Raw genomic sequence first — 26078 nt, 5'->3', positions numbered from 1 at the left:
GGCCGGCAGGCCGGAGGGGGGTGCCTTGGCATCATACCTCCAGTGACTGCCTCGCCTAAAGTCACCCTCCGCTCCGGCACCATCGACGACGTCGACACCATCCACGCCGCGTTGCTCAAGCTTGGCACCCATATCGGCGCGCATCAGGAGATCACGTCCACCGCAGGCGATCTCCGCCGCTACGGCTTTGGCGACAAACCCGCCTTCTCCACCCTGATCGCCGAGATCGGCGGCGATTTTGCGGGGCTCTGCCTGCATTTCCCGATCTTCTCGACATGGATGGGGCGGCCCGGCGTCTATATCCAGGACCTCTATGTCGAGGACCGGTTTCGCGGCCGCAAGATCGGCGAAAGACTGCTGCGCCGGGTCGCGCGCGACTGCCGCCGGGATGGCGGCGCCTATCTCAGGCTGTCCGTCGACACCGACAATGACGGCGCCAAGGCTTTTTATGAGCGGCTGGGCATCGCCTGGTCGAGCTACGAGCAGACGCAGAAGATTGTTGGCGATGCCTTTTTCGCCTTTGCCGATGCAGCGCAGGATGGGGACGCGGAATGAAAGCCTTCTTTGCCGAGGAGCAGAAACGCCACGACCCGAAGGCCTTTCTGTCCAGCGGTGCGCCGCAGCCCAATCCCGAACAGCCGGAGCGGGTAGAGCGATTGTTAGCCGGCGCAAAATCCGCCGGATTGATGATCGAGCGGCCCAGGGAACATGGCCTAGGCCCGGTGGCGGCCGTGCATACGCCGGAGTATCTCGCCTTCCTCGAACACATTTTTGCGCGCTGGCAGCGCATCGAGGGCGCATCCGCGGAAGTCATCCCCAACATCCATCCACTGGCCCGCACAGGGTCCTATCCGGCCTCGGCGGTCGGCCAGGCCGGCTACCACATGGCCGACACCGCTTGCCCGATCTCGGCCGAAACCTGGCACAGCGCGCTGTGGAGCGCCTGGAGTGCAGTCGAGGCAGCCGAAGCGGTGATATCGGGCGCGCCTGCCGCTTATGCGCTCTGCCGGCCGCCCGGCCATCATGCCTTTGCCGATGTCGCCGGTGGCTTCTGCTTCATCAACAATTCGGCGGTCGCAGCCCAGGTGTTGCGCAAGCAGGCGGCGCGGGTGGCGATCCTCGATGTCGACCTGCATCACGGCAACGGCACGGAAGGCATCTTTTATAGGCGCTCGGACGTGCTGACGGTGTCGCTGCATGCCGATCCGGTGCGCTTCTATCCGTTCTTCTGGGGCCATGCCGATGAGCGCGGCGAAGGTCCGGGCCTCGGCTATAATTTCAACCTGCCATTGCCGCGCAAATCCGCCGATGCTGCGTTTCTCGAAGCACTCGATGCGGCGTTCCAACGTATCCGCGCCTTCTCGCCGGACGCGCTGGTCGTGGCGCTAGGCCTCGACGCCTTCGAGGGCGATCCGTTCGGTGGGCTTTCCGTGACCACGCCAGGCTTCTTGCGGATCGGCGAGGCGATTGCGAAGCTCGGGCTGCCGACGGTGATCGTGCAGGAAGGCGGCTATCTCTGCGACGCGCTCGGCGACAATCTCACGGCGTTCCTCACCGGTTTCGGCGGCAAACAGCGATAGCTGACTAGCGCTGCTGCCTCAGCATGGCGATCACCCGGTGCACGCTTTCCAACGTCTCGTCGATCTCTGCCGCCGTGTTGTAGTGCGCAATACCGATGCGCACGACGCCCTGCTCGGCCGGAATGCCGAGATGGTGGACGATCTCCCAGGCGTAGTTGTGACCCGACCATAGAAAAATGTTCTCGGCATTCATCTGCCGCACGATCGTCTCTGGCACGATGCCGTCGACGGTGAAGGACACGGTCGGCACGCGCTCAATGACACGCTTCTGATCGGTGATGCCGCGGATGGTCAGGCCCTCAATGGCGGACAGCCCATCGATCAGCCTCAGCGCCAGCGGGTTTTCGTAGGCGATCGACACTTCGTATGCCTTTGCGATCTTTTGCCTTCGCGAACCGCCCTCGCCGGCCGCAGCACCGAGTTCGGCGAAGTAATCGACCGCTGCGGTAAGCCCGGCCATCAGTTCGATCTGCGGCGTGCCGAGTTCGAAGCGCTCCGGCAGGCCATTGGAAGAGCAACGGCATTTGTAGGGTTGCAGCGCATCGATGATGTCGCGGCGTCCCCACAATATGCCCATATGCGGGCCGAAGAATTTGTAGGCCGAGCAGATCAGGAAGTCGCAGCCGAGATCCTGCACGTCGACCAGCCCATGCGGCGCGAACTGCACGGCGTCGACATAGACCACCGCGCCGGCCTGTTTGGCGATGGCCGTCAGCGCTTTCACCCGATTGATCGAGCCGGTGAGGTTCGAGGCATAGTTCAGCGCAACGAGTTTTGTCCTGTCGGTAAGCAGAGCGCTGAGCGCCGCCTCCTCGACCTGCCAGCTGTTCTCGTCGAAAGGCAGGAAGCGCACCAAGAGGCCAAGATCTTCGGCCAGTTGCAGCCAGGGCGAGACATTGCCCTCATGATCCATGCGGGTGACGATGATCTCGTCGCCCGGCTTGAAGCCGCGGCCGAGCGTGCGCGACATGTGATAGGTCAGCGTCGTCATGTTGGCGCCGATGATTATTTCCTCCGCGCTCGCTGCACCCAGGAAATCGGCCATCGCCTCATGGGCGTCGTCGAACACCTTTTGCGCGGCAAGCGTGGTTTCGAAATAGCCGCCGAGATTGGCGTTGGTGGTGAGGAGGCAGCGCGCCACCGCGTCGGCAACCGCTTGCGGCACCTGCGTGCCGGCCGGATTGTCGAGATAGATGCGCCGGCGGCCCTTGTCGGTCAGGTCCAGCGCCGGAAATTTTCCCCTGACGGTCTCGATCGGAAAATCCATGGCTGTCCCCTTCCCCTTGTCTTTGCTCGGCAATCCCGGCCAAACGGTCTGCTTATGGGCACGGATTGCCGACGCGCTGGTGGATCGCATCCACGCCCTTCTGCATCTCGTCGGTCCAGGTCACGTCGGCTGACGACAGCGCCATCTCAAGCTGGGCAATCGTCGTCGCGCCGATGATGCTGGAAGTGACGAAAGGCCGGCTGGCGACATAGGCGTTGGCAAACAGCGCCGGTTCAAGGCCGAAGGAACGCGCCAGTTCGTTGTATGCGAGCTGCGCCTCCGCCGCATTCGGCGTCTCGTAGCGCTGGCCGCGGTTGAACAGCTGCGAGCGCGAACCTTGCGGCCGCGCGCCATGATCGTATTTGCCGGTGAGATAGCCTTGCGCCAGCGGCGAATAGGCGAGAAAGCCAACCTCTTCGCGGTCGCAGACTTCGGCGAGGTTCACCTCAAATGTGCGGTTGACGACGTTGTATGCGTTTTGCAGCGAAACGACACGCGGACCGACGCCTTTGTCGGCCTCGGCGATGAAGCGCATCACGCCCCAGGAATTTTCGTTGGACAGGCCGAGATGGCGGATTTTTCCCGCCTTCACCAGTTCGTCGAAGACGGCCAGCGTCTCGGCGATCGGCGTCTCGCCGGCCGGCGCGCCAACCGCGTCGGCGCGGCGCGGCACAGCACCCACGCGGGTCGGGTTGGCGCCCCAGGGGATGTCGCGCTCCGGCCAGTGGATCTGGTAGAGGTCGAGATAGTCGGTGCCGAGCTTGGCCAGCGATTTGTCGATGGCGTCAAAGATGTCGGCGCGCACCAGTTTTGACGGCCGATCGCCACGAAACCAGCGGTTGGCGGTGCGGCCGACCACTTTCGAGGCCAGGATGACCTTGTCGCGATTGCCCTTGGCCTTCATCCAGCTGCCGATGATCTTTTCCGTGCGCCCCTGCGTCTCGGCCTTGGGCGGGATCGGGTAGAGCTCGGCGGTGTCGATGAAATTCACGCCGCGCTCAAAAGCCAGATCCATCTGCGCATGGCCATCGGCCTCGGTGTTCTGCTCGCCCCAGGTCATCGACCCCAGGCAGATCTGGGTCACAAGAAGATCGGTCCGACCGAGACGGCGTTTATGCATCGAATTTTCTCCGGCGGGAATTGCGCGGCTACGCTGGAAGGAAGCCGCATCTATAGGGAAAGCGGCGCCGCTCTCCAACCCTTAGCGGACCGACTTTTGCGTGAACCCTGGAAAGTCAGCGCCGGACGCCAGCCAAAGCGCGCCGCTTGGCCTCGTCGATCAGCATGTTGGCCACCTGCATGCGGATCATTGCGCGCTGGCGCAGATGCGGCGCGACGCGGTCGGGGTGGTTGGCGAAGGCGAAGCTGCGGCGCATGCGGCCGAGATCGGCGTTCTTGACTGGATGATCGAGGCCGAGCTCGACGGCGATCGCGTCAGGGTCGATCGTCGGCAGCTTTTCCTCGGGCTTTGCCTCTTCGCCGGCCAGCGCCAGCTTGGCATGATCGAGAAGGGCTGCGAATTCGGCGGCGAGATCGGCTCCCGCCTCGCGGTATTCGGCTGCGAACGTTTCGCCCGAGACCTTGATGCGGCCGGAATGAAGCTCGTCGGCCACGGAGAGATAGTCGAACGGGATCGACGGCCGGGCGCTCGTCTCTTCCGCCGCCTCATCCTTGTCGGAGGCAACGAACAGATCGTCGAGCAAGGAAGCGAAATCCCGCTTGGCGCCGATGTCAGCCTCCCCCTCGTTTAAGCGTGCGAACAGAGCCGGTCGCAGCATAGAACCGGCTCGTTAAAAATGAATGCCGCTGATCTTAACCAGTTTAGGCGTTCGCCGGGCTTGCGCGACCGGTTGATGGTGCAGCTCAACAAAAAGCCGGACTGCATTTGCATGCAGTCCGGAAATTCGCCAGGAGTGGCGAGGAAAAGCCGGCCATGTGCCAGCGTCTATGCGTACGGTCGGCACCAGTCATAAGTTTCAGCGGGTGAGCCAATTGTGCCGAAAAAATTGCGCCCCCGGCATGGCTGCCATGCAAATGCTGCACTGCACAATCTTCATAATTTGCCTATACTCGAAGATGTGGAGGATCAACTAGGGGCCGAATCATGGGGTTCTTCACTGAAATGTTTGCCCGTCCGCGTCCGCAGGAGCATCTGCGTTATCGTTCCGCCCTGGCACTGCTGCACTCGATGAGCAATGCCGACCGCGCCGACATCGGCATCAAGCCGGCCGACTTCCCGCGCATAGCCCGCGAAATGTCCGTGCGCTGAACCAGCGCGAGACGAGGTTTCCCGGCAGCGACCGGGAAACCTCGGAATGCCGAATTCGTCAACGATTACCGAGATAGGCGCCCTTGGTCAGCGGCACGCCATTGTGGCGCAGGATGTCGTAGGCGGTGGTCACGTGGAAATAGAAGTTGGGCATGGCGACATGCAGCAGATACTGCATGCCGGGCATCGAGGCTTCGCGCTGGCCAAACTTCAGTTCGACCACCCTTTCATCCGAACCATCGAATTCGGCGGCCGAGAATGACGCCAGCAGATCGAGCGTCTTGGTCAGGCGCGCCTGAAGCTCGGCGAAGGTCGCTTCATTGTCTTCGTATTTCGGCACCTCGCGACGGGCCAGCCTTGATGGCGCGCCCTTGGCGTGGTCGGTGGCGACCTGCACCTGCCTGACCAGCGCGTACATGTCGGGCGCCAACCTCGCGGTCAAAAACACCTGCGGGTCGATCTTGCGCTCGATTGCATTCTGTTCGGCCGCCGACAGCACGCCGGACAGCGCCTTCAGCCTGGCCGAAAACACCGGCACCGAGGCTTCATACATCGATAGTGTCACGTTCAAATCTCCATTGCGGCTGAAGCGCCGACGGCGGGACGTAGCGCCTTCCCGGAGGATTTTTCAAGCGTCACCACGTCGCCGCAATCGATGTGATAGAATCCTGTCGTGGTGGAGATCCCCGATGAGACTTGTCTTTCTGGCAGCGACCGCTTTTTTCTCCCTTGCTGTATCCAGCCAAGCTTTGTTGGCCGATGATGACCCGGCGACCGATGACCAGGCACCTTATGTCGACGACAGGTCGGATGCCGCAGCGGTGGTCCGTTCGCTCTACAGTGCCATCAACCGGCACGAATTCGCCCGCGCCTGGGCTTACTACGGCGATACCAAGCCGGCAAAGGATTTCGACACTTTCGTCAAGGGCTATGACGGCACCGACAAGGTCGACGTGGAAACCGGCGCCATTTCCGATGAAGGTGCCGCCGGCAGCATCTATTACAGTGTCCCGGTGGCCATCCGCGCCACCGACAAGGACGGCAAGGAAGCAGTCTTCGCCGGCTGCTACACGCTGCGCCAGGTCAGCGCTCAGATCCAGGCCCCGCCGTTCCGACCAATCTTTATCGACAAGGGCGCGCTGAAGCCATCCAAGGCCGATTTCGAGGGGGCGCTGCCGCCAAGCTGTGGTGACGGGCCGCCGCCGCCGAAGAAGGACACCGCACTCGAGCAGGTGAAGAAACTGTTCGCCGCCGATTATGGCGATCAGTGTGACAAGCAATTTCTCGGCGAGGAGCCGAACATCTTTTCGATCAAATACAAGGCAAAGGACGCGGCTGCCAGCGATCCCGACAAGGAAACGCGGCTTTTCGAGTTCTACTGCCAAGCGGCAGCCTATAACGCAAGTTCGGTCTACTACATGACCGACGAAGTATCGGGCGTGCGGCAGTTGCAGTTCACCGAGCCCGAAATGGATATCCGTTACGAGAACAATGACAGCGACGGCAAACTGCTGGGCATGGATATCATCGGCTTCCGCACAACCGGCTGGGCGGCCAATTCCGAATATGACGAAGACGCCAAGACGCTGACCACGTTCAACAAATGGCGCGGCATCGGCGACGCCTCGGACAAGGGGATATACCTGTTCCGTAACGGCGATTTTTCCCTCGTCCAATATGATGTGGACGCGTCTTACGATGGCGAGGAGAACCCGCAGACAGTGGTCGACTACAACACCGCGCCGTGAGCCGGGCCAGCCATGCGTTATGATCAGCGGCAGCGGCGCCGGTCCGTTGCCTGGCTGGTGGACAAAGTGGACATCTAGGTTGTTCAGCCTCGTCAGATATTGCGGCAGCCGGTTCAGCCGCGCCTCTTGCACTCTCCAGTCGAAGCGGTCTCGCCAGTAATCCGCAAGGCGCTTGATAAACGGCAGCTCGGCCCCATCGCTCCAGCCCGCTTCGCTTAGCGGAATTGGCCATCGTGTTGCGCTAAGCCGGCGCTGGAGATCTTCAAGTTGTTCGTTCGGAATTTGGATCTTGAAGGGGTGGGCGTCCATCGCTGTGCTTCCGATCTGTTGGATCATATCAGCCTACACCTAAGAGGATATCGGCCGAACCATGATTGCCAAAACCAAGGGGCACCTCTGGGCGATATGCCTCAGGGCGCCTTCGACAGCATCCAGTTCAGCGTTTGGCGCCAGTCGACCATGCGGATCGGCGTGCCATGGGTGCCGGTCTCGAACCGGACGAACCGGGTCGGATAGGCTTTCGAGTTCGCAATGATGGAGCGGAAGAAGGCCTCCTGCTTCTCCACGGGAAAGACCGGGTCCTTGCTGCCCTGGCCGAAGAACACCGGCACATGGCGCCTGTAGGCCGGGCTCGACAGGAAACTGTCATCCCACAGCGAGCCGAGCAACAGCAGCCCGTTGATGCGCCGTCCCGTATCGCTGCGGCCGGCCAGCTTCCAGCACAGCGCGCCGCCCATCGAGCCACAGGCGACGAAGATTTTCGCGTCCGGCGAGGCCTCGGCATAATGGCCGATCAGCGCCGCGACCTGGGCCGCGCCCTTGTCGCCGAAATCGGTGAAATCGGGTGAGAGATAGAGGCCGCCATTGCCGGCCATCAGGTTCTTGATTCGGTTGAAGTTGCCGCCGAAGGTGAAGTCGTCGACGCCCTGCTTGCGGCTGCCGCCCTGCCCGTGCAGGTAAAGCACGATGATACCGGCGCCTTCGGTCTTGCCTACGGCGACATGCCTGACATCGCCGGCTTCGGTTTTCAGCATCAAATCCCGCTGCACCTTGCGCACGCCGGTGTCGGTATACTGCGCATGCACGCGCTTTTCCGGCACTTCGTCGCGGTCGTTGATGTCGCGCATCTCGCGATAGTCGATGACGGCGTAAGCGCCTTTGTCAGACGAAGAGAGCGTCGCCGGATAGGCGAAGAGGTCATCCTTGTAGGGTTTTAGTTCGAGGGCGTCAGCGTGGGTGGTGGAGAACAGGAACAGAAGTGAAACCAGAAGGGTATGGAGCGCGGCTACCCCCCTCTGGCCTGCCGGCCATCTCCCCCTCAAGGGGGGAGATTGGATGTCACGCCGGCTTCCGCCAATCTTCAAAGCTGTAGGATAGACGCCGCCATCGAGGCTGCTGATCTCCCCCCTTGAGGGGGAGATGGCCGGCAGGCCAGAGGGGGGTAGAAGCGCTGAGGCAAGTAAAGAGAGAGCCATGCTAAAGGCATGCGTTTTTCGGCTTCGCTTTGTCAATCCTGCAGCACGCCGCCGGCGTCTTCCAGCGCCTCGCGGGTGTCGACATCGATCGACGCGCCGTCGCCGATCTCGACGTCGATGACATCCAGTCCCTCGGCCTCGACCAGATGGCGGGCGCCGGTGTCGCCCTCGAGGTGAGCGATGCCTCCAAACAGCGCGCGTGGCAGCAGCACCGGATTGCCGCGGCGGCCGTCATGGGCGGCACGCACCACTGAGCGGCCGCCGTCCCTACGGAAGGCCTCGATCAACCGGTCGAGATCGGCCGATGAGATACCCGGCATGTCGCCGAGGACGATCATGGCGCCGGCCGCCTCGGCTCCAACGCGGGCAATGCCGGCTTTTAGAGACGAGGACAGGCCGTCGGCAAAATCCGGATTGTCGGCGAAGATCACGTCGAGGCCGGTCAAGGCTTGGTGCACCCGCTCACGCTGGTGGCCGGTGACGACAACGGTGCTGGTTGCCTTCGAGGCCAGTGCGCGCTCGACTGTCCGGCGCACCAGCGGTTTGCCGTCGAACAGCGCCAGAAGCTTGTTCGGCCCGCCCATGCGGCTGGAGCGACCGGCGGCCAGAAGCACGATCTCGACCTTCAGCCCGGCTCTCGCCGGCAGCGGCTCGCGCGGCTGCGGCCGGGTCGGGATTTCCATCAAGAGGCCGCCAACGCCCATGCCGGCGATGTCCTTGGCGGTGACGTCGAGGCCGGCGATCAGCCTGTCGAGCACCCAATCGAAACCGTTCTCCTTGGGGCTGCGGGCGCAACCGGGCGCGCCGATGACGCGCTTGCCGTCCAGCGTGCCCAGCACCAGCAGATTGCCGGGATCGACCGGCATGCCCGCGCGGATCACCGTGCCACCTGCTGCCTCGATCGCCGCCGGAACGACATCGTTGAAATCGCTCATCGCCGAGGCGCCGAAGATCACCACCATGTCGTTGTCGCGCGCCAGCGCGGCCGCTGCCTCGGCTACAGGCGCGATCTCGTGCGGCGTGCGGCGCTCCGTCGTCAGCCGACCGCCGGAGCGTGCCAGCCGGGCCTCGGTGACGCGCAGCGTTTTGTCGAGCACGCTGGGCTTGATGCCGGGCAGCATCGTCTGAATGACGCCGATGCGCACCGGATGGTAGGCGTTGACGGCGAAGATCTCGCCGCCGGCGCAGATCTTTGTCACCGCATCGACAAGGGCCGAGGCAACGGCGAACGGGATGATCTTGACCGTCGCCACCATCTGGCCCTGCTCAACCGGCGCGTGCTGCGCCAGCGTGGCGATGGTGATGGTCGGGTCGACCGCATTGATGGCGTCGATCATGGCGGCATCGACGGTGAAGAGACCGGCGGCCTTGGCATGGAGGTTGACGCGGCCGGTCGCGGCCGGTTTTGCCTCGATGTTGCGGTGGGCCATGCTGGCTGCAATCTTTTCGGCCGCCGCATCCTCGCTGAGGTCATCGGCGGCAAGCACCGCCACGACGATCTCGGTAATGCCGGCCGCCTTCAGCACCGCCACGTCCTGCGTGCTCAGCCTGTGCGCCTTGCGGAAACGCCGCTCGCCCGCCGTCGTGGCATGCGCCAGCACCGCGCCTTGCGCCTGATCGATCGGGATCGGCCCGAACTTCACGCCGCCGCGCCTTTGGCTTCGAGACCGCGCGAGCGAAAGGCGTGGATCGTCTGCGCCAGGATGGCGACGGCGATCTCGGCCGGGCTCGCCGCGCCAATGTCGATACCGATCGGTGCGTGGATGCGGGCGATCTGGTCGGCGCTGGCGCCGAGCGCCAGCAGGCGCTCGACGCGCCTGGCGTGTGTTTTGCGGCTGCCGAGTGCGCCGACATAGAAACAGTTGGCGTCGAGCGCGGCCTTCAGTGCGAAATCGTCGATCTTCGGATCATGGGTGACGGCGGCCAGCGCCGTATAGCTGTCGAGCGGCTGGCGTTTCAGCACATCCTCCGGCCATTCGGCATGGAGTGCTACATCGGGAAAACGGTCCGGGGTGGCGAAGGCGGTGCGCGGATCGACGATCTCCAGGGGATAGCCGGCGATCCTGGCCATCGGCGCCAGCGCCTGACTGATATGGACGGCGCCGACTACCACCAGGCGCGGCTGCGGCAAATGCGCGTTGAGGAAGAAGGTGCGCCCTTCAGCCTCGACCGAACCCGAATTGCCGGTGCGGAAAGCCTTGGCGATCGCTTGGCCGAGATCGCCGGCAACCTGGTCGCCTTCTCGCACGATGCGGTCGCGGCCGTCGCCGAGATCGGTCACCAGGATCGCCGCACGGCGGGCACGGCGTTCGGCATTGAGGGCTTTGAGAGCGTAGGGATCCATGCCTAACCGAGCCGCTCCACATAGACCTTGATGCGGCCGCCGCAGGATAGGCCGACCTGCCAGGCGGTTTCGTCGGCAACGCCGAATTCCAGCATCTTGGCTTTCCCCGAGTCGATGACGTCGATCGCCTCGCTCACCACCGCGCCCTCGACGCAACCGCCCGAGACCGAGCCGTGGAAATTGCCTTCGGCGTCGATGATCAGATGGCTACCGACCGGCCTCGGCGCCGAACCCCAGGTCTCGACCACAGTGGCGATGGCGACATCCTTGCCGTCCTTCATCCAGCCTTCCGCGATGATCAAGGGGTCGCGGGCCTCATCGAGATAGATGCTGTTGTCCATGATCGCTTGCCTCAAAGTCTGTTTTCTCTGGGAGCCTGTTTTCGGAATCCAATATGGCTATGCGGCGCGCCTGACACCAGCGTCCTGCCAGCGACGCGGATCGACCGAAGCGGCGGATTTCTTGTCCAGCGAGGCGCAGAGGTCGGCCAGCGCATCGAGATTGTGTACCGAGCGGAACTCGTCAACATGAGGCAGCATCGCCTTGACGCCGCGGGCGCGGGCCTCGAAACCGTCAAAGCGCAGCAACGGGTTGAGCCAGATCAGCCGCCGGCAGGATTTGTGCAGGCGATCCATCTCCTCCGACAGGCCGGAAACATCGTCGCGCTCCAAACCGTCGGTGATCAAAAGCACCACCGCGCCCTGCCCGAGCACGCGGCGTGACCAGTGCTTGTTGAACTCCGCCAGCGTATCGCCGATGCGGGTGCCGCCCGACCAGTCCTTCACCGCCGCCGAGCAGTCGGCAAGGGCGGCATCGGGGTCGCGATGGCGCATCTGCCGCGTGAGATTGGTCAGTCGCGTGCCGAAGACGAAGGTGTGCACGCGCCGCCGTTTTTCGGTCAGCGCATGCAGAAAGTGCAGGAAGATGCGCGTGTACTGGCTCATCGAACCGGAGATATCGGCGAGAACCACCAGCGGCGGATGCACTTCGCGGGCTGAGCGGAATTTCGGCAGGATCAGTTCGCCGCCGGTGCGCGCGGCCGAGCGCATCATGGCGCGTGGATCGATACGGCGGCCATGCAGGTCTGCCTTGAAGCGTCGGGTACGGACCATGTCGAACGGCAGCCGCAGCCGGGCAATCGCCTTCTTGGCGTCTGCCATCTCGTCGGCATTCATCTGGGCAAAGTCCTTGCCGCGCAGCACTTCATTCCCGGAGAAGGTTAGCCGGGCGTCGACTTCGATCTCCGGGATTTCCCTGACCGGCCGATTCTTCTCGTGGCCTTCGAACATGGCCTGGCTGACGCGATTTTCTGCCGCGCGCGGCTTTTGCTTCTCCCTGGTGTCGGGCGCCACAGGCGAGAACATCGCCAGAAGTTTCTCGATCAGCTCGCGCGATTTCCAGAACAGCCGGAAGGCTTCGTCGAAAACAGGGTGATCCTCGTGCCGCGACACCAGCACGGCATGCAGCGTCCAGTAGAAATCGTCGCGCGAACCGATGCCGGCTGCCAGCACCGCCTCGATCCCATCCTTGACCGAAGCCGGCCCGACCCGCATGCCGGATTTGCGCAAGGTGCGGGCGAAATAGACGATGTTGTCGGCGATGCGCCCGTCTTCCGTCGCCTCTCTGGGGTCGGTCTCTTTGGGGTAAGCACCCGGCGCCTTCACTGCCCTACTCCGCAGCCGCCAGTTCGGCCTTGACCTCATCGAGGATGCGCCGGCCCTCGCCCGCGCCGATGCGGGCAATGTCGTCCTGGTATTTCAACAAAACGCCGATCGTGTCGGAGACGGTTTCGGGATCGAGCGCCACCTTGTCGAGTTCGGTCAGCGCGCCGGCCCAGTCGATGGTTTCGGCGACACCCGGCGCCTTGAACAGCTCGACCCGGCGCAGCTTCTGGATGAACGACACCACTTCCGCGGAAAGTCGGCTGTTGGCCTGCGGCACCTTGCGGCGCACGATCTCCAGCTCGCGCTCGGCATTGGGATAGTCGACCCAGTGATAGAGGCAGCGCCGCTTCAGCGCGTCGTGGATTTCGCGGGTGCGGTTGGTGGTGATGATGACGATCGGCGGCTCCTCCGCCTTGATGGTGCCGAGCTCAGGCACCGTCACCTGGAAGTCGGACAGGATTTCGAGCAGGAATGCTTCGAAAGCCTCGTCGGTGCGGTCGAGCTCATCGATCAGGAACACCGGGGCCGCACCCGCCATGCCGGTCAGCGCATCGAGCACCGGGCGGCGGATCAGGTATTTTTCGGAAAAGACATTGCGCTCCATGTCGGAGCGGTCGACCGAGCCTGCCGCCTCCTCCATGCGGATCTCTATCATCTGCGCGGCGTAATTCCACTCATAGACAGCGGACGAGACGTCGAGCCCTTCATAGCATTGCAGGCGGATCAGCCGGCGGCCGAGTGCCTGCGCCAGCACCTTGGCGATCTCGGTCTTGCCGACGCCGGCCTCCCCTTCAAGGAACAGCGGCCGCTGCATGCGCAGGGACAGGAACAGCACCGTTGCCAGCGAGCGGTCCGCGACGTAGTCCGCGCTGGTCAGGAGATCGAGCGTTTCGTCGATCGTCCGCGGCTCGGGGCGCGGTTTCAGCTCGGTCATTCTTTCTCCGTTGCCGCCTCTGCTCCGCTCTGCAGCACGTGGTAGTCGCGGGCGTGGTAGATCAGCGGCCGCAAATTATCGCCCATGCGCAGGCCTGTCACCTTGCCAAAAAGCACACGATGGGTGGCGAGATCCTTGGTGTCGATCAATTCGCAGTCGAAAACCGCAAGAGCGCCCTTCAGGGTAGGCGCGCCCGTCGATATGACATCCCACTCGCCAAGCGCGAAACGCTCATCGGCCGACAGCCCGGTCAGGCCTGAAAACGCCACCGATAGGGGCTGCTGGTGCGAAGCCAGCGTGTTCAGCGCAAACCGGCCGTTTTGCACGAACAGCTCGTTCTTGGCATTCTCGCGGTTGAGACAGACGAGAACCGTCGGCGGCGTGTCCGACACCGAACAGGCGGCAATCACCGTCGTGCCGCGTTTGCCGGCGGGCCCGTCGGTGGTAACCACATGGACGTGGCCGGCAAAATGCGCCATCGCGTCGCGATAGGCCTGAGGCCCTATGTCGTTCAACTTCAACACCGATGATTTTCCATAAGCGGGAATCCAAGCGTTATATATGGCGGCACACAATAGGCCACAAGCGAAGTGGTTGACGCCAATCCGCAAATTCCCGTGTTGCGCCTGGGGCGGGCAGCCTTTAGGTCTTGGCGGAAGAGACGCTGGAAGCATGCGACCGGCACGGAGGAATTCGTCGTCAGAATGCGACCCCCAACAGCTGTAATAGCGGCACTGCTCTGGCTGCTGCCGGCAAGCGCCGGCGCGCAGACTTTGCTTGTCGGCGTCGCCGCACCCCTGTCCGGTCCGTCGGCGATCCTGGGCAAGCAGATTGAGGCGGGTGCTGCCCTGGCAGCAGAAGCCAACGGCGCCGAGATCAGGACGGTCGACGATGCCTGCACAGCCGATGGCGGCGCCGCCGCCGCGAGGGAGTTCGCGGCGGCGAAGGTCAAGGTCGTCGTCGGCTTCCTCTGCACCGAGGCGATCCATGCGGCGCTGCCGATCCTCAAGGACGCTGACATACCGGTCATCACCGTTGGCGTGCGCACCGAAAGCCTGACCGATCGCCGCGCCAAAACCGGCTGGCCGGTCTATCGGCTGGGGCCGCGCGGCGATGACGAGCGCAATGCGGTGGCCGCCATCCTGACCCGGCTGTGGCAGAGCGAATTGTTCGCCATCGTCGATGACGGCACCATCTATGGCCGCGAAATCGCCGAGACGCTGCGCGCCGCAGCGGAGCAGGCAGCGCTGAAGCCGGTCTTCACAGACACGTTCCGGCCGCAGCTCGACAACCAGATCGGGCTGATCGGGCGGCTGAAGAAGGCGGGCGCCACGCATGTCTTTGCCGGTGGCGACGGCGACGACATCGCCATTATGGGCCGCGACGCCGGCCAGCTCGAGGCCGGCATTGTCTTTGCCGGCGGCGAGAATTTGCGCACGCCACCCGGCGATGTGCCTTACGCCGTCGGCACGCTGATGATCGCGCCGCCGGAATGGGCCGATGTCGCCGATCCCAAGGTGCTGGCGGCGTTTACGGCCAAAAACATCGCGCCGGATGGCTATGCCTTGCCGGCCTATGCGGCGGTGGAGATTGCCAAGGCGGCCTCGGCCGCGCCCGAGACCTCGGGCAAGGGGCTGGCCGACGCGCTAACCGGGAACGATTTCACCACCGCGATCGGCCCGCTGCGGTTCGACGACAAAGGCGATCTGAGCCAAAACCTCTATCGCGCCTTCCGCTTCGACGGGACGCGTTTCGTGCCGGCGGAGACGAACTGATGTTTCGCACCGGGCCGCGCAATCTGATCACCGATGTCGCCGGCCTGCGCGTCGGCAACGCGTCGGACGCCAGGCTGAAATCGGGCGTCACCACCGTATTGTGCGACGAACCGGCGGTCGGTGGCGTGCAGATCCTCGGCGGCGCGCCGGGCACGCGCGAGACCGACCTGCTCGAACCGCACAATTCCATCGAGGCGGTTCATGCCGTCGTGCTGTCGGGCGGCTCGGCCTTCGGCCTCGACGCCGCCTCCGGCGTTCAGGCAGCGCTGCGCGAAAAAGGCATTGGCGTCGATGTTGGCGGCTTTCGCGTGCCGATCGTGCCGGCGGCGATCCTGTTCGACCTGCGCAATGGCGGCGACAAGGATTGGGGCCGTTATCCTCCCTACCGCGACCTCGGCTACGAAGCCGCCCAGGCGGCAACAGTCGACTTTCCGCTCGGCACAATCGGCGCCGGCACCGGGGCGCTGAGTTCCGGGCTGAAGGGCGGCCTTGGCTCTGCCTCGACTGTGCTCGACAGCGGCGTCACCATCGGCGCACTCGCCGCCGCCAACCCGACCGGCTCGGTAACGATCGCGCGGACCCGCTATTTCTGGGCGGCGCCCTTCGAGATCGGCGATGAGTTCGGCGGGCTTGGCTATCCCTCGCCAATGCCGGACGATGCCAGGCGGATCCTGTTGAAATACCGCGACAAGCGTGTCGGTGGACAAGCCGAGGCCGGTGGCAACACCACCATCGCCGTCATCGCCACCGACGCCGTGCTGACCAAGGCGGCAGCCAAGCGGCTGGCCATTTCAGCGCATGACGGCTTCGTGCGCGCCATCTGGCCCGTGCACACGCCGGCTGACGGCGATCTGGTGTTCGCGCTGGCGACGGGGAAGAGCGGCATAGAACTCAGCGCCGACGATGCCGTCGATTTCTTTGCCGCCGCCGGCGCCACCATGGCGCGCGCCATCAGCCGCGGCATCCATGCCGCGACGCCGGCCGATGGCGATCTGTTTCCGGTGTGGTCGTCGCGCTGACTTTCAGTCAGGTCGGGTCGGACTCCTCTTCCTCGAAGCTGACCGCGACATCCGAATTCGCCGACAGCCAGACTTTCTGGCCCTCGACCTCGGCAAGCAGGCTCAAGGGAATGTAGTGGTGATGCCCCTGATGGGTGCCCTCGCCGCTGTCGGCCTTGGTCAACTTGATCCGCTCGCCATCGACCCTGTCGACGGTGCCGATGTGAACGCCGTCGGCGCCGACCACTTCCATATGCTCGCGAATCTTGCTGGCCTCAGTCATGGGGTGTTCTCCTTTTGAAAACGATCGACGATAACAAACAGAGGCGAAATTGGATGCATCGCCTTTCGAATAGCACGATGTTTTGACTGTCTCGTGATAGGGAACGATCGAACCACGGCAGGCGGAGCGGAACCCCGATGCGAAATCTCGTCCTGATTGGCGTTTGCCTGCTGGTCCATCTCGCATCCGCCATGGCCGCCCGAGCGGGCGATGTCGCCGAGCTTGAAATCCTCGGCTTCAGCAAGGATGGCAGCGTCTTCACCTTCGAGGAATATGGTGTGGCAGACGGTTCGGGCTTTCCCTATGCCAATCGCTACTACATCAACACCGCCGACGACACGTTCCTGAAGGGCACGCCAATCCGGGTCCGGCTGGAGGATGAGACCGCCTCGCTCGAGACGGCCCGTCAGCAAGCCAGGCAAAAAGGCGAAGCAATCATTGCCCAGGCCGAGCTTACCGCCAACCGCGGCATCACCGCCGGCTTCAACCCGGTGACCGAATTGTCGGCCGACCCGTTCCGCATGGTGGTCAACCCACGGCCGATCTTTTCGCCGGTCGACCCGCCGCTGGAATTCCGGCTGGACGAGATCGGCATGAATGACACCGAAAGCTGCCAGAGCCAGGGCGAGGTCAACGGTTTTCGCCTGCTGCGGATCGAGGCCAGGGATGGCGGCCGGACCCATCTGCTGCATGAGGATAAATCGATCCCGAAAAGCCGTGGCTGCCCCAACGGCTACAGGATCGGCGCGGTGCAGACGTTCTCGATGGACAGCATCAGCGCCTATGCGGTGCTGATCGCGGTGCGCCAATACGGCTTCGAAGGGCCGGATTTTCGCTGGATCGCCGTGACCGGACGCCTGTGACATCGCTCGATCAATCCAGTTGGCGCAAGCGCGCCGGAAATCGCGTCAGCCGCGCCGTACCATCGACGGGCACGGCGCTTGTCGGCGCCTTGCTGTGGGCGATGGCCATGGGCGCCAGCGCGCTGACCGGTCTTTGGCTCGACAATTGGGAGACCCCGGAAAAGATCCGCTTCGTCGCCCTGCTGTTTGCGACCGGCGCGGCATTGGCCTTTCCCGTCGGGTTGTTCGCGGCGCGGCTGGTCTCGCTCGACCGGCATTGGGAGGTGGCGTTCGCCGCCGCCTTCGTCTGCCTGCTTGCCACGACGCTCGCCTTCACCGGCGGGTTGTTTGCGCTGCAATACCGCTCCTACTATGCCGAATGGCACGCGGAGGCCTTCACCGCCCGGTGGGCGTTCGAACTGGTCTTCACCTCGCTGACGGCGCTCTACCAATTCGTGGTGCTGGGTATCAGGCTCTATTTTCCGCTCGGATTCATCGCGCTTGCCGCCGCCAGCGTGTGGTTTGCGCGCCAGCAGCGTTGAGCATTCGGTCCGCCTCTGTTAGGACGCGCACTTAACCACGGACACATCAGGACTGACGGATGATCCCTCGCTATTCCCGGCCGGAAATGGTCGCCATCTGGTCGCCGGAAACCCGCTTCCGCATCTGGTTCGAGATCGAGGCCCATGCCTGCGATGCGCTGGCCGAGCTCGGCGTCATTCCCAGGGAAGCCGCCAAAACCATCTGGGAAAAAGGCGGCGCCGCCCAATTCGACGTCGGCAAGATCGACGAGATCGAGGCCGTGACCAAGCACGACGTCATCGCCTTCCTCACCCATCTGGCCGAATTCGTCGGGCCGGATGCGCGTTTCATCCACCAGGGCATGACCTCGTCAGATGTTCTCGACACCTGCCTTGCGGTGCAGCTCGGCCGCGCCAGCGATATCCTGCTGGCCGACCTCGACGGCCTGCTCGCCGCGCTGAAGCGCCGGGCCTTCGAGCACAAGGACACCGTCACCATCGGCCGCAGCCACGGCATTCATGCCGAGCCGACCACGTTCGGCGTCAAGCTGGCGCAGGCCTATGCCGAGTTCTCGCGCTGCCGCGAGCGGCTGGTGCACGCGCGAGAGGATATTGCCACCTGCGCTATCTCGGGCGCGATCGGCACCTTCGCCAACATCGACCCCTATGTCGAAGAGCATGTGGCGAAAAAGCTTGGGCTGAAGCCGGAACCGGTGTCGACGCAGGTCATCCCGCGCGACCGCCATGCCATGTTCTTTGCCACGCTCGGCGTCATCGCCTCGTCGGTCGAGCGGCTGGCGACAGAGATTCGCCATCTGCAGCGCACCGAGGTGCTGGAAGTGGAAGAGTATTTTTCGCCGGGCCAGAAGGGCTCGTCGGCAATGCCGCACAAGCGCAACCCGGTGCTGACCGAAAACCTCACCGGCCTTGCCCGCATGGTGCGCTCCATGGCGCTGCCGGCGATGGAGAATGTGGCGCTCTGGCACGAGCGCGACATCTCGCATTCCTCGGTCGAGCGCATGATAGGGCCGGACGCCACGGTAACGCTGGATTTCGCGCTGTCGCGGCTCACCGGCGTCGTCGACAAATTGCTGATCTATCCCGACAACATGCTGAAGAACATGAACAAGTTCCGTGGCCTGGTGCATTCGCAGCGCGTGTTGCTGGCGCTGACCCAAGCCGGCGTCAGTCGCGAGGATGCCTACCGCCTGGTGCAGCGCAACGCCATGAAGGTATGGGAACATGGAGCTGATTTCCTTGAGGAACTGTTGGCCGACAGGGAAGTCACCGCAGCGCTGCCCGAAGCCGAGATCCGCGAGAAATTCGACTTGGGCTATCACACCAAGCATGTCGACACGATCTTCAAGCGGGTTTTCGGATAGGTTTTTCGATGCGGCTGGCCGTCCTTTCCGACATCCATGGGAATCTGCGCGCGCTTGAGGCGGTTCATGCGCAGATCAAAGACGCTTCTCCCGACATAATCGTCAATCTGGGCGATTGTCTTTCCGGGCCGCTATGGCCAGAAGAAACCGCGCAATATCTGATGGCGCAGAATTGGCCGACCGTGCGCGGCAATCACGACCGTGTGCTGGTCGAGCCGCCTGCTTCCGGGTTGGAAGACGTCGATGCTTTCACCCACCAACGCCTGTCCCAGGCGTCATTGACCTGGCTCTCCGCATTGCCGGTCACCCTGTCGCCTGCCCAGGACATCCTGCTTTGCCATGGCAGCCCCAGTGACGACGACGTGTTCCTGCTCGAGGAAGACGGAGGCAGCCACTTCCACCCGTCCAATGAAAAGCAGATCAGGCACAAGCTGGGCAGCGCCGGCGCCGGGCTGACCTTGTGCGGCCATACACATACGCCGCGCGTTGTGCGCTTGTCGGACAACCGGACAATCCTCAATCCCGGCAGTGTCGGCGTCCAGGCATTCCCAGGTTTGACTGTGACCGGCAGTCCGGATGCCCGCTATGCCCTTGCCACGCGCAAGGACAGACAATGGTCGTTCAGCCATCATACGGTCAGCTATGACTGGACCGAAGCATCCGGCCGCGCCACGGCGACCGGATTCGACAGCTGGGCGCATGGGCTGCTGACGGGCTACGCCGCCAATTCCTTGTAAGAACCGAGCAGACGCTCAGCCTGGGGCGCCTGGTACGGTGCGGATCACCGTGCCCCACGGATCTTCCCGTGTGATGTCAGCGGTTGTCTTGTCCGAGCGCATCTCGACCCAGGCCAGCCCTGAGCGGGACGGATCGCGGCGCCCGGCGCCGGCGCTGTGCCACGAATTGCCACCGATATGATGGTGGTAGCCTCCCGACGACAGGAACACCGCCTGCCCTCCATACTTAGCGACCGTGTCGAAGCCAAATTCGTCGTGCCACCAGGCCTCGGCATCTTCCGGCCGGCCGACGCGCAGATGGACATGGCCGATAATGCTGTTTTGCGGCGCGCCCTGCCAGCCGGCGTCACCGGCCGGCACGCTGCCAACCACGGCGGCCAGATTCAGCCGCTCGGTCGCCATGGCGATCTTGTCGCCGTTCCACTTCCACTCCTGCGGCAGACGGTCCCTATAGATTTCAATGCCGTTGCCTTCGGGGTCGGTCAGGTAGAGAGCCTCGCTGACCAGATGGTCGGAGGCGCCCTCGATGCGGATTTTGTTGGCGGCGGCATGGTTTATCCAACGGCCGAGATCGGCGCGGCTGGGCAGAAGGAAAGCGGTGTGGAAAAGGCCGGCGCTGCGCGGATCGTCGGGCTTGGCCGCTGCGTCAGGCTCGATCACCAGCAGCGGGCGCTCGGCAGCGCCCAGCGTGATGGCGCCATCGGCGCGGCTCAATTCCTGCAGGCCGACAACAGCCCGGTAGTAATCGGCAAGTCCTTCGGCGTCGCGCGCCTTCAGGCCCACGCGTGACACGCTGACGGGGGTCGTCGCGGCAAAAGGCAGTTCGCTCATAAAACTCTCCGTTCAGCGCATTATCCCAGGCCGCGCCACCAGTCTATTCTGTCGTCCATCTCTTCCTGCCTCAAATCGTCGATCCTGATCGTTCACACAAGATGGAAAGAATCGAACAGGTTGTTCACAATTGTGATGCACCGCATGCGTCAGCGCGGGTTGCACGAGACACGGCCGCTCGCTATCTCAGCGCCATGAAAGTCAAAGACGCAGATATTCTGATCGTGCCGGGCTACACCAATTCCGGCCCCGAACACTGGCAGACACGCTGGCAATCGAAACTGTCGACGGCGCGCCGGGTCGAGCAGGCGGAGTGGTCGAAGCCGGTGCGCGAGGACTGGACGACGAGCGTGGCGAACGCTGTCAACGAGGCCGAGCGGCCGGTGGTGATCGTTGCCCATTCCCTCGGTGTGGCGGCCGCGGTGCAGGCCATTCCGCAGTTCAGGAAGCCGGTCGCCGGCGCGTTTTTTGTCGCGCCGCCCGACGTCGCCAACCCGGAGATAAGGCCGCGTCACCTGATGACCTTTGGTCCCTATGCGCGCGAACCGCTGCCCTTCCCGTCCATCGTCATCGCCAGCCGCAACGATCCGTTCTGCGCCTTCGAGGTCGCCGAGGACATTGCCGGCGCCTGGGGTTCGCTGTTCATCGATGCCGGCGAAACCGGTCACCTCAATGAGGATGCCGGCTTCGGCCCTTGGCCGGAAGGGTCGATGACCTTCGCCAAGTTTCTGACCGACCTCAAGGCCTGACCGGGCAAGGCACCACGCCTCAGCCCTTTATCGAATCGTTCATGCTTTTGATGAGTGTCTTTGCGCCGAGCGAAATCAGCGCATGGTCCGAGCCCATCGCCAGCAGCCGGTAGCCCATCGCCACGACGCGGCCGGCAATCGCCGGCTCAACGACGTAGATCGCCGCATGCTTGCCCGCCTTGCGCGTCCGCTCGGCGATGGAGGCGACGGTTTCCATCATGCTTTCCAGCGTCGAATTGACGGTGGCGCCATTCGACCAGGCGATGGAGAAATCCGATGGGCCGAGAAAGATGCCGTCAATGCCCGGCGTGTCGAGGATGCCGTCCAGCGCATCGAGTGCGGCGCGCGTTTCGACCATGGCAAAGGCCATGGTGCGTTGATTGGTGTCGCGCAGCCATTCGGCGTGGTCGCCTTTGCCATGGCGCGGAAAAGCATAGGTCGGGCCCCAGGAGCGCTCGCCCATCGGCGGATATTTCATCGCCGCGGCAAAGAGTTTTGCATCGGCCACCGAATTCACCATCGGTGCAATCACCGCCTCGGCACCGAAATCGAGGGCGCGGCTGGCCATGTCGAAGCGGCCGACCGGAATGCGCACCAGCGCCGGCTTGTTGGCGGCGAGCACCGGTACGAGGCCGCGCAAGACCGAGTCTTCGTGGTGTCCGCCATGCTGCATGTCGAGCGTGACGGCGTCAAAACCCTGCTTGGCGATGATTTCGACCGTCAAAGCGTCCGGAACGCCGGACCAGGCGGTGAACAGCGTTTCATCCGCCGCCAGGCGTGACTTCAGGGACATGGGTGCTTTCCTCGTTGGGTAGAGCCTTGTAACAGGCCTACGCACAGTTTCAGCCGGAAAAGGCTGAAAAGGCAAAGAAAAACCGCCCGGCTGGACCGGGCGGTCGATTGGTCCAGCGCTACTCGCTCTAGGTGTTCTTGATCTGCTCGATCGCCTGCGCCATCAGTTCGTCCATGGTGCGGCGGATCTGGTGATCCGACTGGTCGACGCCGGCGGCGTCGAAATCCTTGCGGATCTTGCGGAATACGTCGTGATCGCCAGCTTCCTCGATGTCGGAAACCACAACTTCCTTGGCATAGGCGTCGGCGTCAGTGCCGGACTTGCCCAGCTTTTCGGCTGCCCACAGGCCAAGCGCCTTGTTGCGGCGTGCCGAAGCCTTGAAGCGAAGTTCTTCGTCGAAGGCGAATTTGCGCTCAAAACCCTCTTCGCGGTCTTTCATGCTGCTCATGGCTTCCCTCCGATGAAATCGATTCGCGTTGGTGATGGATATGTGTGCTGCCGCAGCACAAACCAAAAGGGCGCGGGCCGGTCAATATACTACATCGCTTGCTGCGCTGCGGCATTTCATTCCTGAAAGCGGTCGATCGAAAGGATTTGCCGATTGAGCAAACGCTGTGATTGGGATAGACCCGGCATTGAACCCCACCCGTCGCCGCACCAATTTAGGCAGACGGACAGGAACTGGTCGCTTGCCGCCTGCCCGCAAATCCAGAGAAAAATCAGATGAAAAATCGCCGCCGCATTTATGAAGGCAAGGCCAAGATCCTCTATGAGGGACCGGAACCGGGCACACTTATCCAGTTCTTCAAGGATGATGCGACCGCATTCAACAAGAAGAAACATGAGGTCATCGACGGCAAGGGTGTGCTCAACAACCGCATTTCCGAGTACATCTTCAACCATCTGAACCGCATGGGCATTCCGACCCACTTCATCCGCCGGCTCAACATGCGCGAGCAGTTGATCAAGGAAGTCGAGATTATTCCGCTCGAAGTGGTGGTGCGCAATGTCGCCGCCGGCTCGCTGTCCAAGCGCCTCGGCATCGAGGAAGGCACCGTTCTGCCGCGCTCGATCATCGAATTCTATTATAAGGCCGATGCGCTCGACGATCCGATGGTGTCGGAAGAGCACATCACCGCTTTCGGCTGGGCAAGCCCGCAGGAGATCGACGACGTCATGGCGCTGGCCATCCGCGTCAACGACTTCCTCTCCGGCCTGTTCATGGGTGTCGGCATCCAACTCGTCGATTTCAAGATCGAATGCGGCCGCCTGTTCGAGGGCGACATGATGCGCATCGTCGTTGCCGACGAGATCTCGCCGGATTCGTGCCGGCTGTGGGACGTGGCAACGCAGGACAAGCTCGACAAGGACCGTTTCCGCCGCGATATGGGCGGCCTCGTCGAAGCCTATCAGGAAGTTGCCCGCCGCCTCGGCATCATGAACGAGAACGAGCCGCCGCGCCCGACCGGCCCGGTGCTCGTCGCCTCGACCGATGGCCTCAAAGGCAAGCCGCACTAAGTCTTCATTTCTTGACGCGATTCCGGACGAAAAACCGCTTCAGACTTTTCCTGGAATTGCTAAGTCTTCGAACAGGAACCTGTCCAGCATGATCAAGGCCCGCATCACCGTCACCCTCAAGAACGGCGTGCTCGACCCGCAGGGAAAAGCCATAGAGCACGCTCTGTCCGGACTGGGGTTCGGCGGCGTCGGCCAGGTGCGGCAGGGCAAGGTCTTCGACCTCGAGCTCTCAGAGACCGACAAGGCCAAGGCCGAAGCCGATCTGAAAGCCATGTGCGACAAGCTGCTGGCGAACACAGTGATCGAGAATTACGCGGTGGAGATCGCTTGATATGAAATCAGCTGTCGTTCTTCTCCCCGGCCTCAACCGCGACCGCGACATGATTGCGGCGCTGACCAAGATCTCCGGGCAGGCGCCGGCGACCGTCTGGCAGACCGACACCGAAATCCCTGATGTGGACCTGATCGCCATTCCCGGCGGCTTCTCGTTCGGCGACTATCTGCGTTGCGGCGCCATTGCCGCGCGCATGCCGGTCATGCGGGCGGTGGCGGAAAAGGCGGCCAAGGGCGTCATGGTCATCGGCGTCTGCAACGGCTTCCAGATCCTGGTCGAGGCTGGCCTTTTGCCCGGCGCGCTGATGCGCAATGCCTCGCTGAAATTCGTCTGCCGAGAGGTGAAGCTCGAAATCACCAACGCCAACACCATGTTCACCCGCCGCTACCAGCCGGGTCAGATCATCCGCACGCCGGTGGCGCATCACGACGGCAATTATTTCGCCGACGCCGACACGCTTGCCCGTCTCGAAGGCGAAGGACAGGTGGTGTTTCGCTATGCCGAGGGCAGCAATCCCAATGGCTCGATGAACGACATTGCCGGTATCGTCAGCGAGAAGGGCAATGTGCTCGGCCTGATGCCGCATCCCGAAAACCTGATCGAGGCAGCGCATGGCGGAAGCGACGGCCGCGCCCTGTTCGAAGGCGCGCTCGGCATCGCCGCCTGATATCTCTTCGAATTCCTTTCAAAACGCGGGGGCGGTTGACCATGAGACTGATGATTGTTCGCCTAGGTCCCCTGGCTGCTGCCGGCTTGGCGTTGGCGTCCTGCCAGTCCAGCCCGAAGAGCGCGCCGGTCCCCACGGGCAAGAGCGCTTCGCTGCTGGCCATGGAACAGGTAGCGATATCGGCCCACAAATGCTGGATCGCCAGCAAGGATCCCGCCTTCAAATCCTATCAGATGGCCAATGAGCTGAATTCGTTCAGCGGCACGCCCCGCTTCCTGCTGGTGCCGGCCAAGCATTATGGCGGCAAGCCGCTGCTGGTCGTCCAGGCGCAAGGCAATTCCAGCCGCGTCGACGTGTTCGGTCCGCTGATGGACGATCCGCTCGGCGCGCGCATCGGATCCGACATTGCGCGCTGGCAAACGGGCAACCCCTCCTGCAACGCGGCCGCCTGACGCCATGGGCCGCTTCCTGCAGTTTGCGGGATTGGTCATAGGTCTGGCCGGGCTTGTCCTGCAAGCGTGCATCACCATCCCGGCATCGATGGAGGCCGGCCGCAGTTTTCTCGGCTCCATCGTCTTTCTGTTCAGCTTCTTCACCATCCTGACCAACATCGGTGCGGTGCTGGTCCATGTCTCGCTGCTGTCGCCTTCGGGCTACGCCTGGCTGCCCGCCTTTGCCGGACCGCGGATGCGGGCCGGCGTCGCCGTGTCCATCGCGCTTGTCTTCATCGTCTATGCGACGGTTCTGGCGCAGCTCTGGCAGCCGCAGGGGCTGTTCCTGCTCTGTGACGTGCTGCTGCACTATGTGACGCCGGTGCTGTTCGTGCTGTGGTGGCTTGTTGCAGGCGCTGACGGCAGGACACGCTGGAGCGACATTTCGTGGTGGATGGCCTATCCGATCGCCTATCTCGCCTATGCGCTGGCGCGCGCACCGATCGCAGGCGAAGTGCCCTACCCGTTCCTCGACGTTGCGAAAAACGGCGCGGCCAACGTCGCCCTTGCGGCGCTGGCCGTCACCGGTGTTTTCCTGGTGCTGTGCATCCTCGCCGTGCTTGCCGATAAGGGCGTCTCACGCCTCAGGGCTCCGGGCACACGCCGCTGACCAGACTAAAAGTTAGTCCCAGAATCGCCTGATGCCTTCGCGGTGAGCGTCGTCACGCGACACACCGATGTCCCTGAGCTGCTCGTCGGTCATTTCGAGCAAAGCCAGGCGGCCGCGACGGCGCTCGATCAGCACGTCAATCCATCGCGCCAGCGATCTGACCACATGCACGATCCGGCCGACAAAGCCTCGCCGGCTGGACGGGCGCGGCCCGACCAATTCAATGCCCGCGCAGCGGATTGTCTCGATTGTATCCATTGTCTTTC

Annotated in this window: 32 protein-coding genes and 1 pseudogene; 16 read left to right on the top strand and 17 right to left on the bottom strand. The window is 63.3% G+C overall.

What is annotated here, in order from left to right; genetic code table 11:
* Positions 1-42 precede the first annotated feature (42 nt).
* Entirely contained in the window at positions 43-555 is a 513-nt protein-coding gene (locus NKI32_RS08995; protein WP_023834157.1) for a GNAT family N-acetyltransferase, read from the top strand.
* The gene (locus NKI32_RS08990; RefSeq protein WP_353002517.1) at positions 552-1580 is read left to right on the top strand and encodes a histone deacetylase family protein; all 1029 of its coding nucleotides are present in this window, start codon (positions 552-554) and stop codon (positions 1578-1580) included. The genes NKI32_RS08995 and NKI32_RS08990 overlap by 4 nt, the downstream gene beginning before the upstream one ends.
* A gap of 4 nt (positions 1581-1584) precedes the next feature.
* Here the strand turns inward: NKI32_RS08990 and NKI32_RS08985 are convergent, their stop codons facing one another.
* The 3 genes from NKI32_RS08985 to NKI32_RS08975 all read right to left on the bottom strand — a co-directional run bounded on the left by NKI32_RS08985 (position 1585) and on the right by NKI32_RS08975 (position 4625).
* Positions 1585-2847 carry a cysteine desulfurase-like protein gene (locus NKI32_RS08985; protein WP_023690167.1) on the bottom strand — a complete coding sequence of 421 codons (1263 nt, stop codon included), beginning with the start codon at positions 2845-2847 and terminating at the stop codon, positions 1585-1587.
* A gap of 52 nt (positions 2848-2899) precedes the next feature.
* Positions 2900-3967: an aldo/keto reductase gene (locus NKI32_RS08980; protein WP_353002516.1), complete on the bottom strand. Its 1068-nt coding sequence runs from the start codon at positions 3965-3967 to the stop codon at positions 2900-2902.
* Positions 3968-4082: 115 nt separating this feature from the next.
* The gene (locus NKI32_RS08975) at positions 4083-4625 is read right to left on the bottom strand and encodes a hypothetical protein (RefSeq protein WP_352511257.1); all 543 of its coding nucleotides are present in this window, start codon (positions 4623-4625) and stop codon (positions 4083-4085) included.
* A 326-nt stretch (positions 4626-4951) separates the two neighbouring features.
* On the opposite strand from NKI32_RS08975, the gene NKI32_RS08970 reads away from it, so the two are divergent.
* On the top strand, positions 4952-5116 hold the full coding sequence (locus NKI32_RS08970) for a hypothetical protein (protein WP_023706483.1): 165 nt from the start codon (positions 4952-4954) through the stop codon (positions 5114-5116).
* 58 nt (positions 5117-5174) lie between these two features.
* On the opposite strand, the gene NKI32_RS08965 is transcribed toward NKI32_RS08970, so the two are convergent.
* A complete protein-coding gene (locus NKI32_RS08965) occupies positions 5175-5681 on the bottom strand; it encodes a DUF1993 domain-containing protein (RefSeq protein ID WP_023743118.1) in 507 nt (168 codons plus the stop codon).
* Positions 5682-5805: 124 nt separating this feature from the next.
* Between NKI32_RS08965 and NKI32_RS08960 the strand changes: the two genes are divergently transcribed.
* The gene (locus tag NKI32_RS08960; protein ID WP_352511258.1) at positions 5806-6864 is read left to right on the top strand and encodes a DUF1176 domain-containing protein; all 1059 of its coding nucleotides are present in this window, start codon (positions 5806-5808) and stop codon (positions 6862-6864) included.
* Positions 6865-6873: 9 nt separating this feature from the next.
* Here NKI32_RS08960 and NKI32_RS08955 read toward each other — a convergent pair.
* From NKI32_RS08955 to NKI32_RS08920, 8 genes and pseudogenes are all read right to left on the bottom strand, one after another.
* Positions 6874-7173 (bottom strand): annotated as a pseudogene (locus NKI32_RS08955) (epoxide hydrolase N-terminal domain-containing protein); the annotation flags it as partial.
* 101 nt (positions 7174-7274) lie between these two features.
* Entirely contained in the window at positions 7275-8186 is a 912-nt protein-coding gene (locus NKI32_RS08950) for an alpha/beta hydrolase family protein (RefSeq protein ID WP_488377170.1), read from the bottom strand.
* Between the two features lie 185 nt (positions 8187-8371).
* Positions 8372-9982, bottom strand: coding sequence for an NTP transferase domain-containing protein (locus NKI32_RS08945; protein WP_023697584.1), 1611 nt, complete (start codon positions 9980-9982; stop codon positions 8372-8374).
* The gene (locus NKI32_RS08940) at positions 9979-10683 is read right to left on the bottom strand and encodes an XdhC family protein (RefSeq protein ID WP_023669076.1); all 705 of its coding nucleotides are present in this window, start codon (positions 10681-10683) and stop codon (positions 9979-9981) included. Before NKI32_RS08940 ends, NKI32_RS08945 begins: the two co-directional genes overlap by 4 nt.
* A gap of 2 nt (positions 10684-10685) precedes the next feature.
* Complete coding sequence (locus NKI32_RS08935; RefSeq protein ID WP_023690176.1) at positions 10686-11024, bottom strand: XdhC family protein; 339 nt, start codon at positions 11022-11024, stop codon at positions 10686-10688.
* Positions 11025-11081: 57 nt separating this feature from the next.
* Positions 11082-12347 carry a vWA domain-containing protein gene (locus NKI32_RS08930; protein WP_023690177.1) on the bottom strand — a complete coding sequence of 422 codons (1266 nt, stop codon included), beginning with the start codon at positions 12345-12347 and terminating at the stop codon, positions 11082-11084.
* Positions 12348-12351: 4 nt separating this feature from the next.
* A complete protein-coding gene (locus tag NKI32_RS08925) occupies positions 12352-13281 on the bottom strand; it encodes an AAA family ATPase (protein WP_023690178.1) in 930 nt (309 codons plus the stop codon).
* Positions 13278-13805 (bottom strand): flavin reductase, encoded by a 528-nt coding sequence (locus NKI32_RS08920; RefSeq protein WP_023690179.1) that lies wholly within the window; start codon positions 13803-13805, stop codon positions 13278-13280. The genes NKI32_RS08925 and NKI32_RS08920 overlap by 4 nt, the downstream gene beginning before the upstream one ends.
* 180 nt (positions 13806-13985) lie before the next feature.
* Here NKI32_RS08920 and NKI32_RS08915 point away from each other — a divergent pair, with 180 nt between their 5' ends.
* Positions 13986-15056, top strand: coding sequence for a branched-chain amino acid ABC transporter substrate-binding protein (locus NKI32_RS08915; protein ID WP_023690180.1), 1071 nt, complete (start codon positions 13986-13988; stop codon positions 15054-15056).
* Entirely contained in the window at positions 15056-16075 is a 1020-nt protein-coding gene (locus NKI32_RS08910) for a P1 family peptidase (protein WP_023694138.1), read from the top strand. Before NKI32_RS08915 ends, NKI32_RS08910 begins: the two co-directional genes overlap by 1 nt.
* Before the next feature lie 7 nt (positions 16076-16082).
* Here the strand turns inward: NKI32_RS08910 and NKI32_RS08905 are convergent, their stop codons facing one another.
* Positions 16083-16337 (bottom strand): DUF2171 domain-containing protein, encoded by a 255-nt coding sequence (locus tag NKI32_RS08905; protein WP_023690182.1) that lies wholly within the window; start codon positions 16335-16337, stop codon positions 16083-16085.
* Positions 16338-16474: 137 nt separating this feature from the next.
* Between NKI32_RS08905 and NKI32_RS08900 the strand changes: the two genes are divergently transcribed.
* The 4 genes from NKI32_RS08900 to NKI32_RS08885 all read left to right on the top strand — a co-directional run bounded on the left by NKI32_RS08900 (position 16475) and on the right by NKI32_RS08885 (position 19819).
* On the top strand, positions 16475-17200 hold the full coding sequence (locus NKI32_RS08900) for a DUF2259 domain-containing protein (RefSeq protein WP_023690183.1): 726 nt from the start codon (positions 16475-16477) through the stop codon (positions 17198-17200).
* 101 nt (positions 17201-17301) lie between these two features.
* Positions 17302-17721 (top strand): hypothetical protein, encoded by a 420-nt coding sequence (locus NKI32_RS08895; RefSeq protein ID WP_245261354.1) that lies wholly within the window; start codon positions 17302-17304, stop codon positions 17719-17721.
* A 59-nt stretch (positions 17722-17780) separates the two neighbouring features.
* Positions 17781-19082, top strand: coding sequence for an adenylosuccinate lyase (gene purB / locus NKI32_RS08890; protein ID WP_353002515.1), 1302 nt, complete (start codon positions 17781-17783; stop codon positions 19080-19082).
* An 8-nt stretch (positions 19083-19090) separates the two neighbouring features.
* The gene (locus NKI32_RS08885) at positions 19091-19819 is read left to right on the top strand and encodes a metallophosphoesterase family protein (RefSeq protein ID WP_023743129.1); all 729 of its coding nucleotides are present in this window, start codon (positions 19091-19093) and stop codon (positions 19817-19819) included.
* 15 nt (positions 19820-19834) lie between these two features.
* Here the strand turns inward: NKI32_RS08885 and NKI32_RS08880 are convergent, their stop codons facing one another.
* Positions 19835-20650 (bottom strand): VOC family protein, encoded by an 816-nt coding sequence (locus tag NKI32_RS08880; protein WP_023754381.1) that lies wholly within the window; start codon positions 20648-20650, stop codon positions 19835-19837.
* Between the two features lie 194 nt (positions 20651-20844).
* Here NKI32_RS08880 and NKI32_RS08875 point away from each other — a divergent pair, with 194 nt between their 5' ends.
* Positions 20845-21399 carry an RBBP9/YdeN family alpha/beta hydrolase gene (locus NKI32_RS08875; RefSeq protein WP_023684890.1) on the top strand — a complete coding sequence of 185 codons (555 nt, stop codon included), beginning with the start codon at positions 20845-20847 and terminating at the stop codon, positions 21397-21399.
* Positions 21400-21418: 19 nt separating this feature from the next.
* On the opposite strand, the gene NKI32_RS08870 is transcribed toward NKI32_RS08875, so the two are convergent.
* Complete coding sequence (locus NKI32_RS08870) at positions 21419-22192, bottom strand: HpcH/HpaI aldolase family protein (protein WP_023715987.1); 774 nt, start codon at positions 22190-22192, stop codon at positions 21419-21421.
* Positions 22193-22319: 127 nt separating this feature from the next.
* On the bottom strand, positions 22320-22640 hold the full coding sequence (locus NKI32_RS08865) for a DUF1476 domain-containing protein (RefSeq protein WP_023669091.1): 321 nt from the start codon (positions 22638-22640) through the stop codon (positions 22320-22322).
* Positions 22641-22915: 275 nt separating this feature from the next.
* Here NKI32_RS08865 and purC point away from each other — a divergent pair, with 275 nt between their 5' ends.
* From purC to NKI32_RS08840, 5 genes are all read left to right on the top strand, one after another.
* Entirely contained in the window at positions 22916-23710 is a 795-nt protein-coding gene (gene purC, locus NKI32_RS08860) for a phosphoribosylaminoimidazolesuccinocarboxamide synthase (RefSeq protein WP_013532127.1), read from the top strand.
* Between the two features lie 88 nt (positions 23711-23798).
* Positions 23799-24041, top strand: coding sequence for a phosphoribosylformylglycinamidine synthase subunit PurS (purS, locus tag NKI32_RS08855; RefSeq protein ID WP_023669092.1), 243 nt, complete (start codon positions 23799-23801; stop codon positions 24039-24041).
* A gap of 1 nt (position 24042) precedes the next feature.
* On the top strand, positions 24043-24711 hold the full coding sequence (gene purQ, locus NKI32_RS08850) for a phosphoribosylformylglycinamidine synthase subunit PurQ (protein ID WP_353002514.1): 669 nt from the start codon (positions 24043-24045) through the stop codon (positions 24709-24711).
* A gap of 41 nt (positions 24712-24752) precedes the next feature.
* Entirely contained in the window at positions 24753-25163 is a 411-nt protein-coding gene (locus NKI32_RS08845; protein WP_023697575.1) for a hypothetical protein, read from the top strand.
* Positions 25164-25167: 4 nt separating this feature from the next.
* The gene (locus NKI32_RS08840) at positions 25168-25812 is read left to right on the top strand and encodes a Pr6Pr family membrane protein (protein WP_023834166.1); all 645 of its coding nucleotides are present in this window, start codon (positions 25168-25170) and stop codon (positions 25810-25812) included.
* A gap of 12 nt (positions 25813-25824) precedes the next feature.
* On the opposite strand, the gene NKI32_RS08835 is transcribed toward NKI32_RS08840, so the two are convergent.
* Positions 25825-26070, bottom strand: a complete 246-nt coding sequence (locus tag NKI32_RS08835; RefSeq protein WP_023700852.1) for a DUF1127 domain-containing protein — start codon at positions 26068-26070, stop codon at positions 25825-25827.
* Positions 26071-26078 lie beyond the last annotated feature (8 nt).

The organism is Mesorhizobium sp. M0761 (genome assembly GCF_040320205.1).
Taxonomy (GTDB): domain Bacteria; phylum Pseudomonadota; class Alphaproteobacteria; order Rhizobiales; family Rhizobiaceae; genus Mesorhizobium.
This window is presented reverse-complemented; position numbering and strand designations above follow the sequence as displayed.

Coding starts and splice junctions, on each gene's coding strand:
- NKI32_RS08990 (WP_353002517.1), top strand. CDS start 552: ATGAAAGCCTTCTTTGCCGAGGAGCAGAAACGCCACGACCCGAAGGCC.
- NKI32_RS08985 (WP_023690167.1), bottom strand. CDS start 2,847: ATGGATTTTCCGATCGAGACCGTCAGGGGAAAATTTCCGGCGCTGGAC.
- NKI32_RS08980 (WP_353002516.1), bottom strand. CDS start 3,967: ATGCATAAACGCCGTCTCGGTCGGACCGATCTTCTTGTGACCCAGATC.
- NKI32_RS08975 (WP_352511257.1), bottom strand. CDS start 4,625: ATGCTGCGACCGGCTCTGTTCGCACGCTTAAACGAGGGGGAGGCTGAC.
- NKI32_RS08970 (WP_023706483.1), top strand. CDS start 4,952: ATGGGGTTCTTCACTGAAATGTTTGCCCGTCCGCGTCCGCAGGAGCAT.
- NKI32_RS08960 (WP_352511258.1), top strand. CDS start 5,806: ATGAGACTTGTCTTTCTGGCAGCGACCGCTTTTTTCTCCCTTGCTGTA.
- NKI32_RS08940 (WP_023669076.1), bottom strand. CDS start 10,683: ATGGATCCCTACGCTCTCAAAGCCCTCAATGCCGAACGCCGTGCCCGC.
- NKI32_RS08935 (WP_023690176.1), bottom strand. CDS start 11,024: ATGGACAACAGCATCTATCTCGATGAGGCCCGCGACCCCTTGATCATC.
- NKI32_RS08925 (WP_023690178.1), bottom strand. CDS start 13,281: ATGACCGAGCTGAAACCGCGCCCCGAGCCGCGGACGATCGACGAAACG.
- NKI32_RS08915 (WP_023690180.1), top strand. CDS start 13,986: ATGCGACCCCCAACAGCTGTAATAGCGGCACTGCTCTGGCTGCTGCCG.
- NKI32_RS08910 (WP_023694138.1), top strand. CDS start 15,056: ATGTTTCGCACCGGGCCGCGCAATCTGATCACCGATGTCGCCGGCCTG.
- NKI32_RS08905 (WP_023690182.1), bottom strand. CDS start 16,337: ATGACTGAGGCCAGCAAGATTCGCGAGCATATGGAAGTGGTCGGCGCC.
- NKI32_RS08900 (WP_023690183.1), top strand. CDS start 16,475: ATGCGAAATCTCGTCCTGATTGGCGTTTGCCTGCTGGTCCATCTCGCA.
- NKI32_RS08895 (WP_245261354.1), top strand. CDS start 17,302: ATGGCCATGGGCGCCAGCGCGCTGACCGGTCTTTGGCTCGACAATTGG.
- purB (WP_353002515.1), top strand. CDS start 17,781: ATGATCCCTCGCTATTCCCGGCCGGAAATGGTCGCCATCTGGTCGCCG.
- NKI32_RS08885 (WP_023743129.1), top strand. CDS start 19,091: ATGCGGCTGGCCGTCCTTTCCGACATCCATGGGAATCTGCGCGCGCTT.
- NKI32_RS08880 (WP_023754381.1), bottom strand. CDS start 20,650: ATGAGCGAACTGCCTTTTGCCGCGACGACCCCCGTCAGCGTGTCACGC.
- NKI32_RS08875 (WP_023684890.1), top strand. CDS start 20,845: ATGAAAGTCAAAGACGCAGATATTCTGATCGTGCCGGGCTACACCAAT.
- NKI32_RS08870 (WP_023715987.1), bottom strand. CDS start 22,192: ATGTCCCTGAAGTCACGCCTGGCGGCGGATGAAACGCTGTTCACCGCC.
- NKI32_RS08865 (WP_023669091.1), bottom strand. CDS start 22,640: ATGAGCAGCATGAAAGACCGCGAAGAGGGTTTTGAGCGCAAATTCGCC.
- purC (WP_013532127.1), top strand. CDS start 22,916: ATGAAAAATCGCCGCCGCATTTATGAAGGCAAGGCCAAGATCCTCTAT.
- purS (WP_023669092.1), top strand. CDS start 23,799: ATGATCAAGGCCCGCATCACCGTCACCCTCAAGAACGGCGTGCTCGAC.
- purQ (WP_353002514.1), top strand. CDS start 24,043: ATGAAATCAGCTGTCGTTCTTCTCCCCGGCCTCAACCGCGACCGCGAC.
- NKI32_RS08845 (WP_023697575.1), top strand. CDS start 24,753: ATGAGACTGATGATTGTTCGCCTAGGTCCCCTGGCTGCTGCCGGCTTG.
- NKI32_RS08840 (WP_023834166.1), top strand. CDS start 25,168: ATGGGCCGCTTCCTGCAGTTTGCGGGATTGGTCATAGGTCTGGCCGGG.
- NKI32_RS08835 (WP_023700852.1), bottom strand. CDS start 26,070: ATGGATACAATCGAGACAATCCGCTGCGCGGGCATTGAATTGGTCGGG.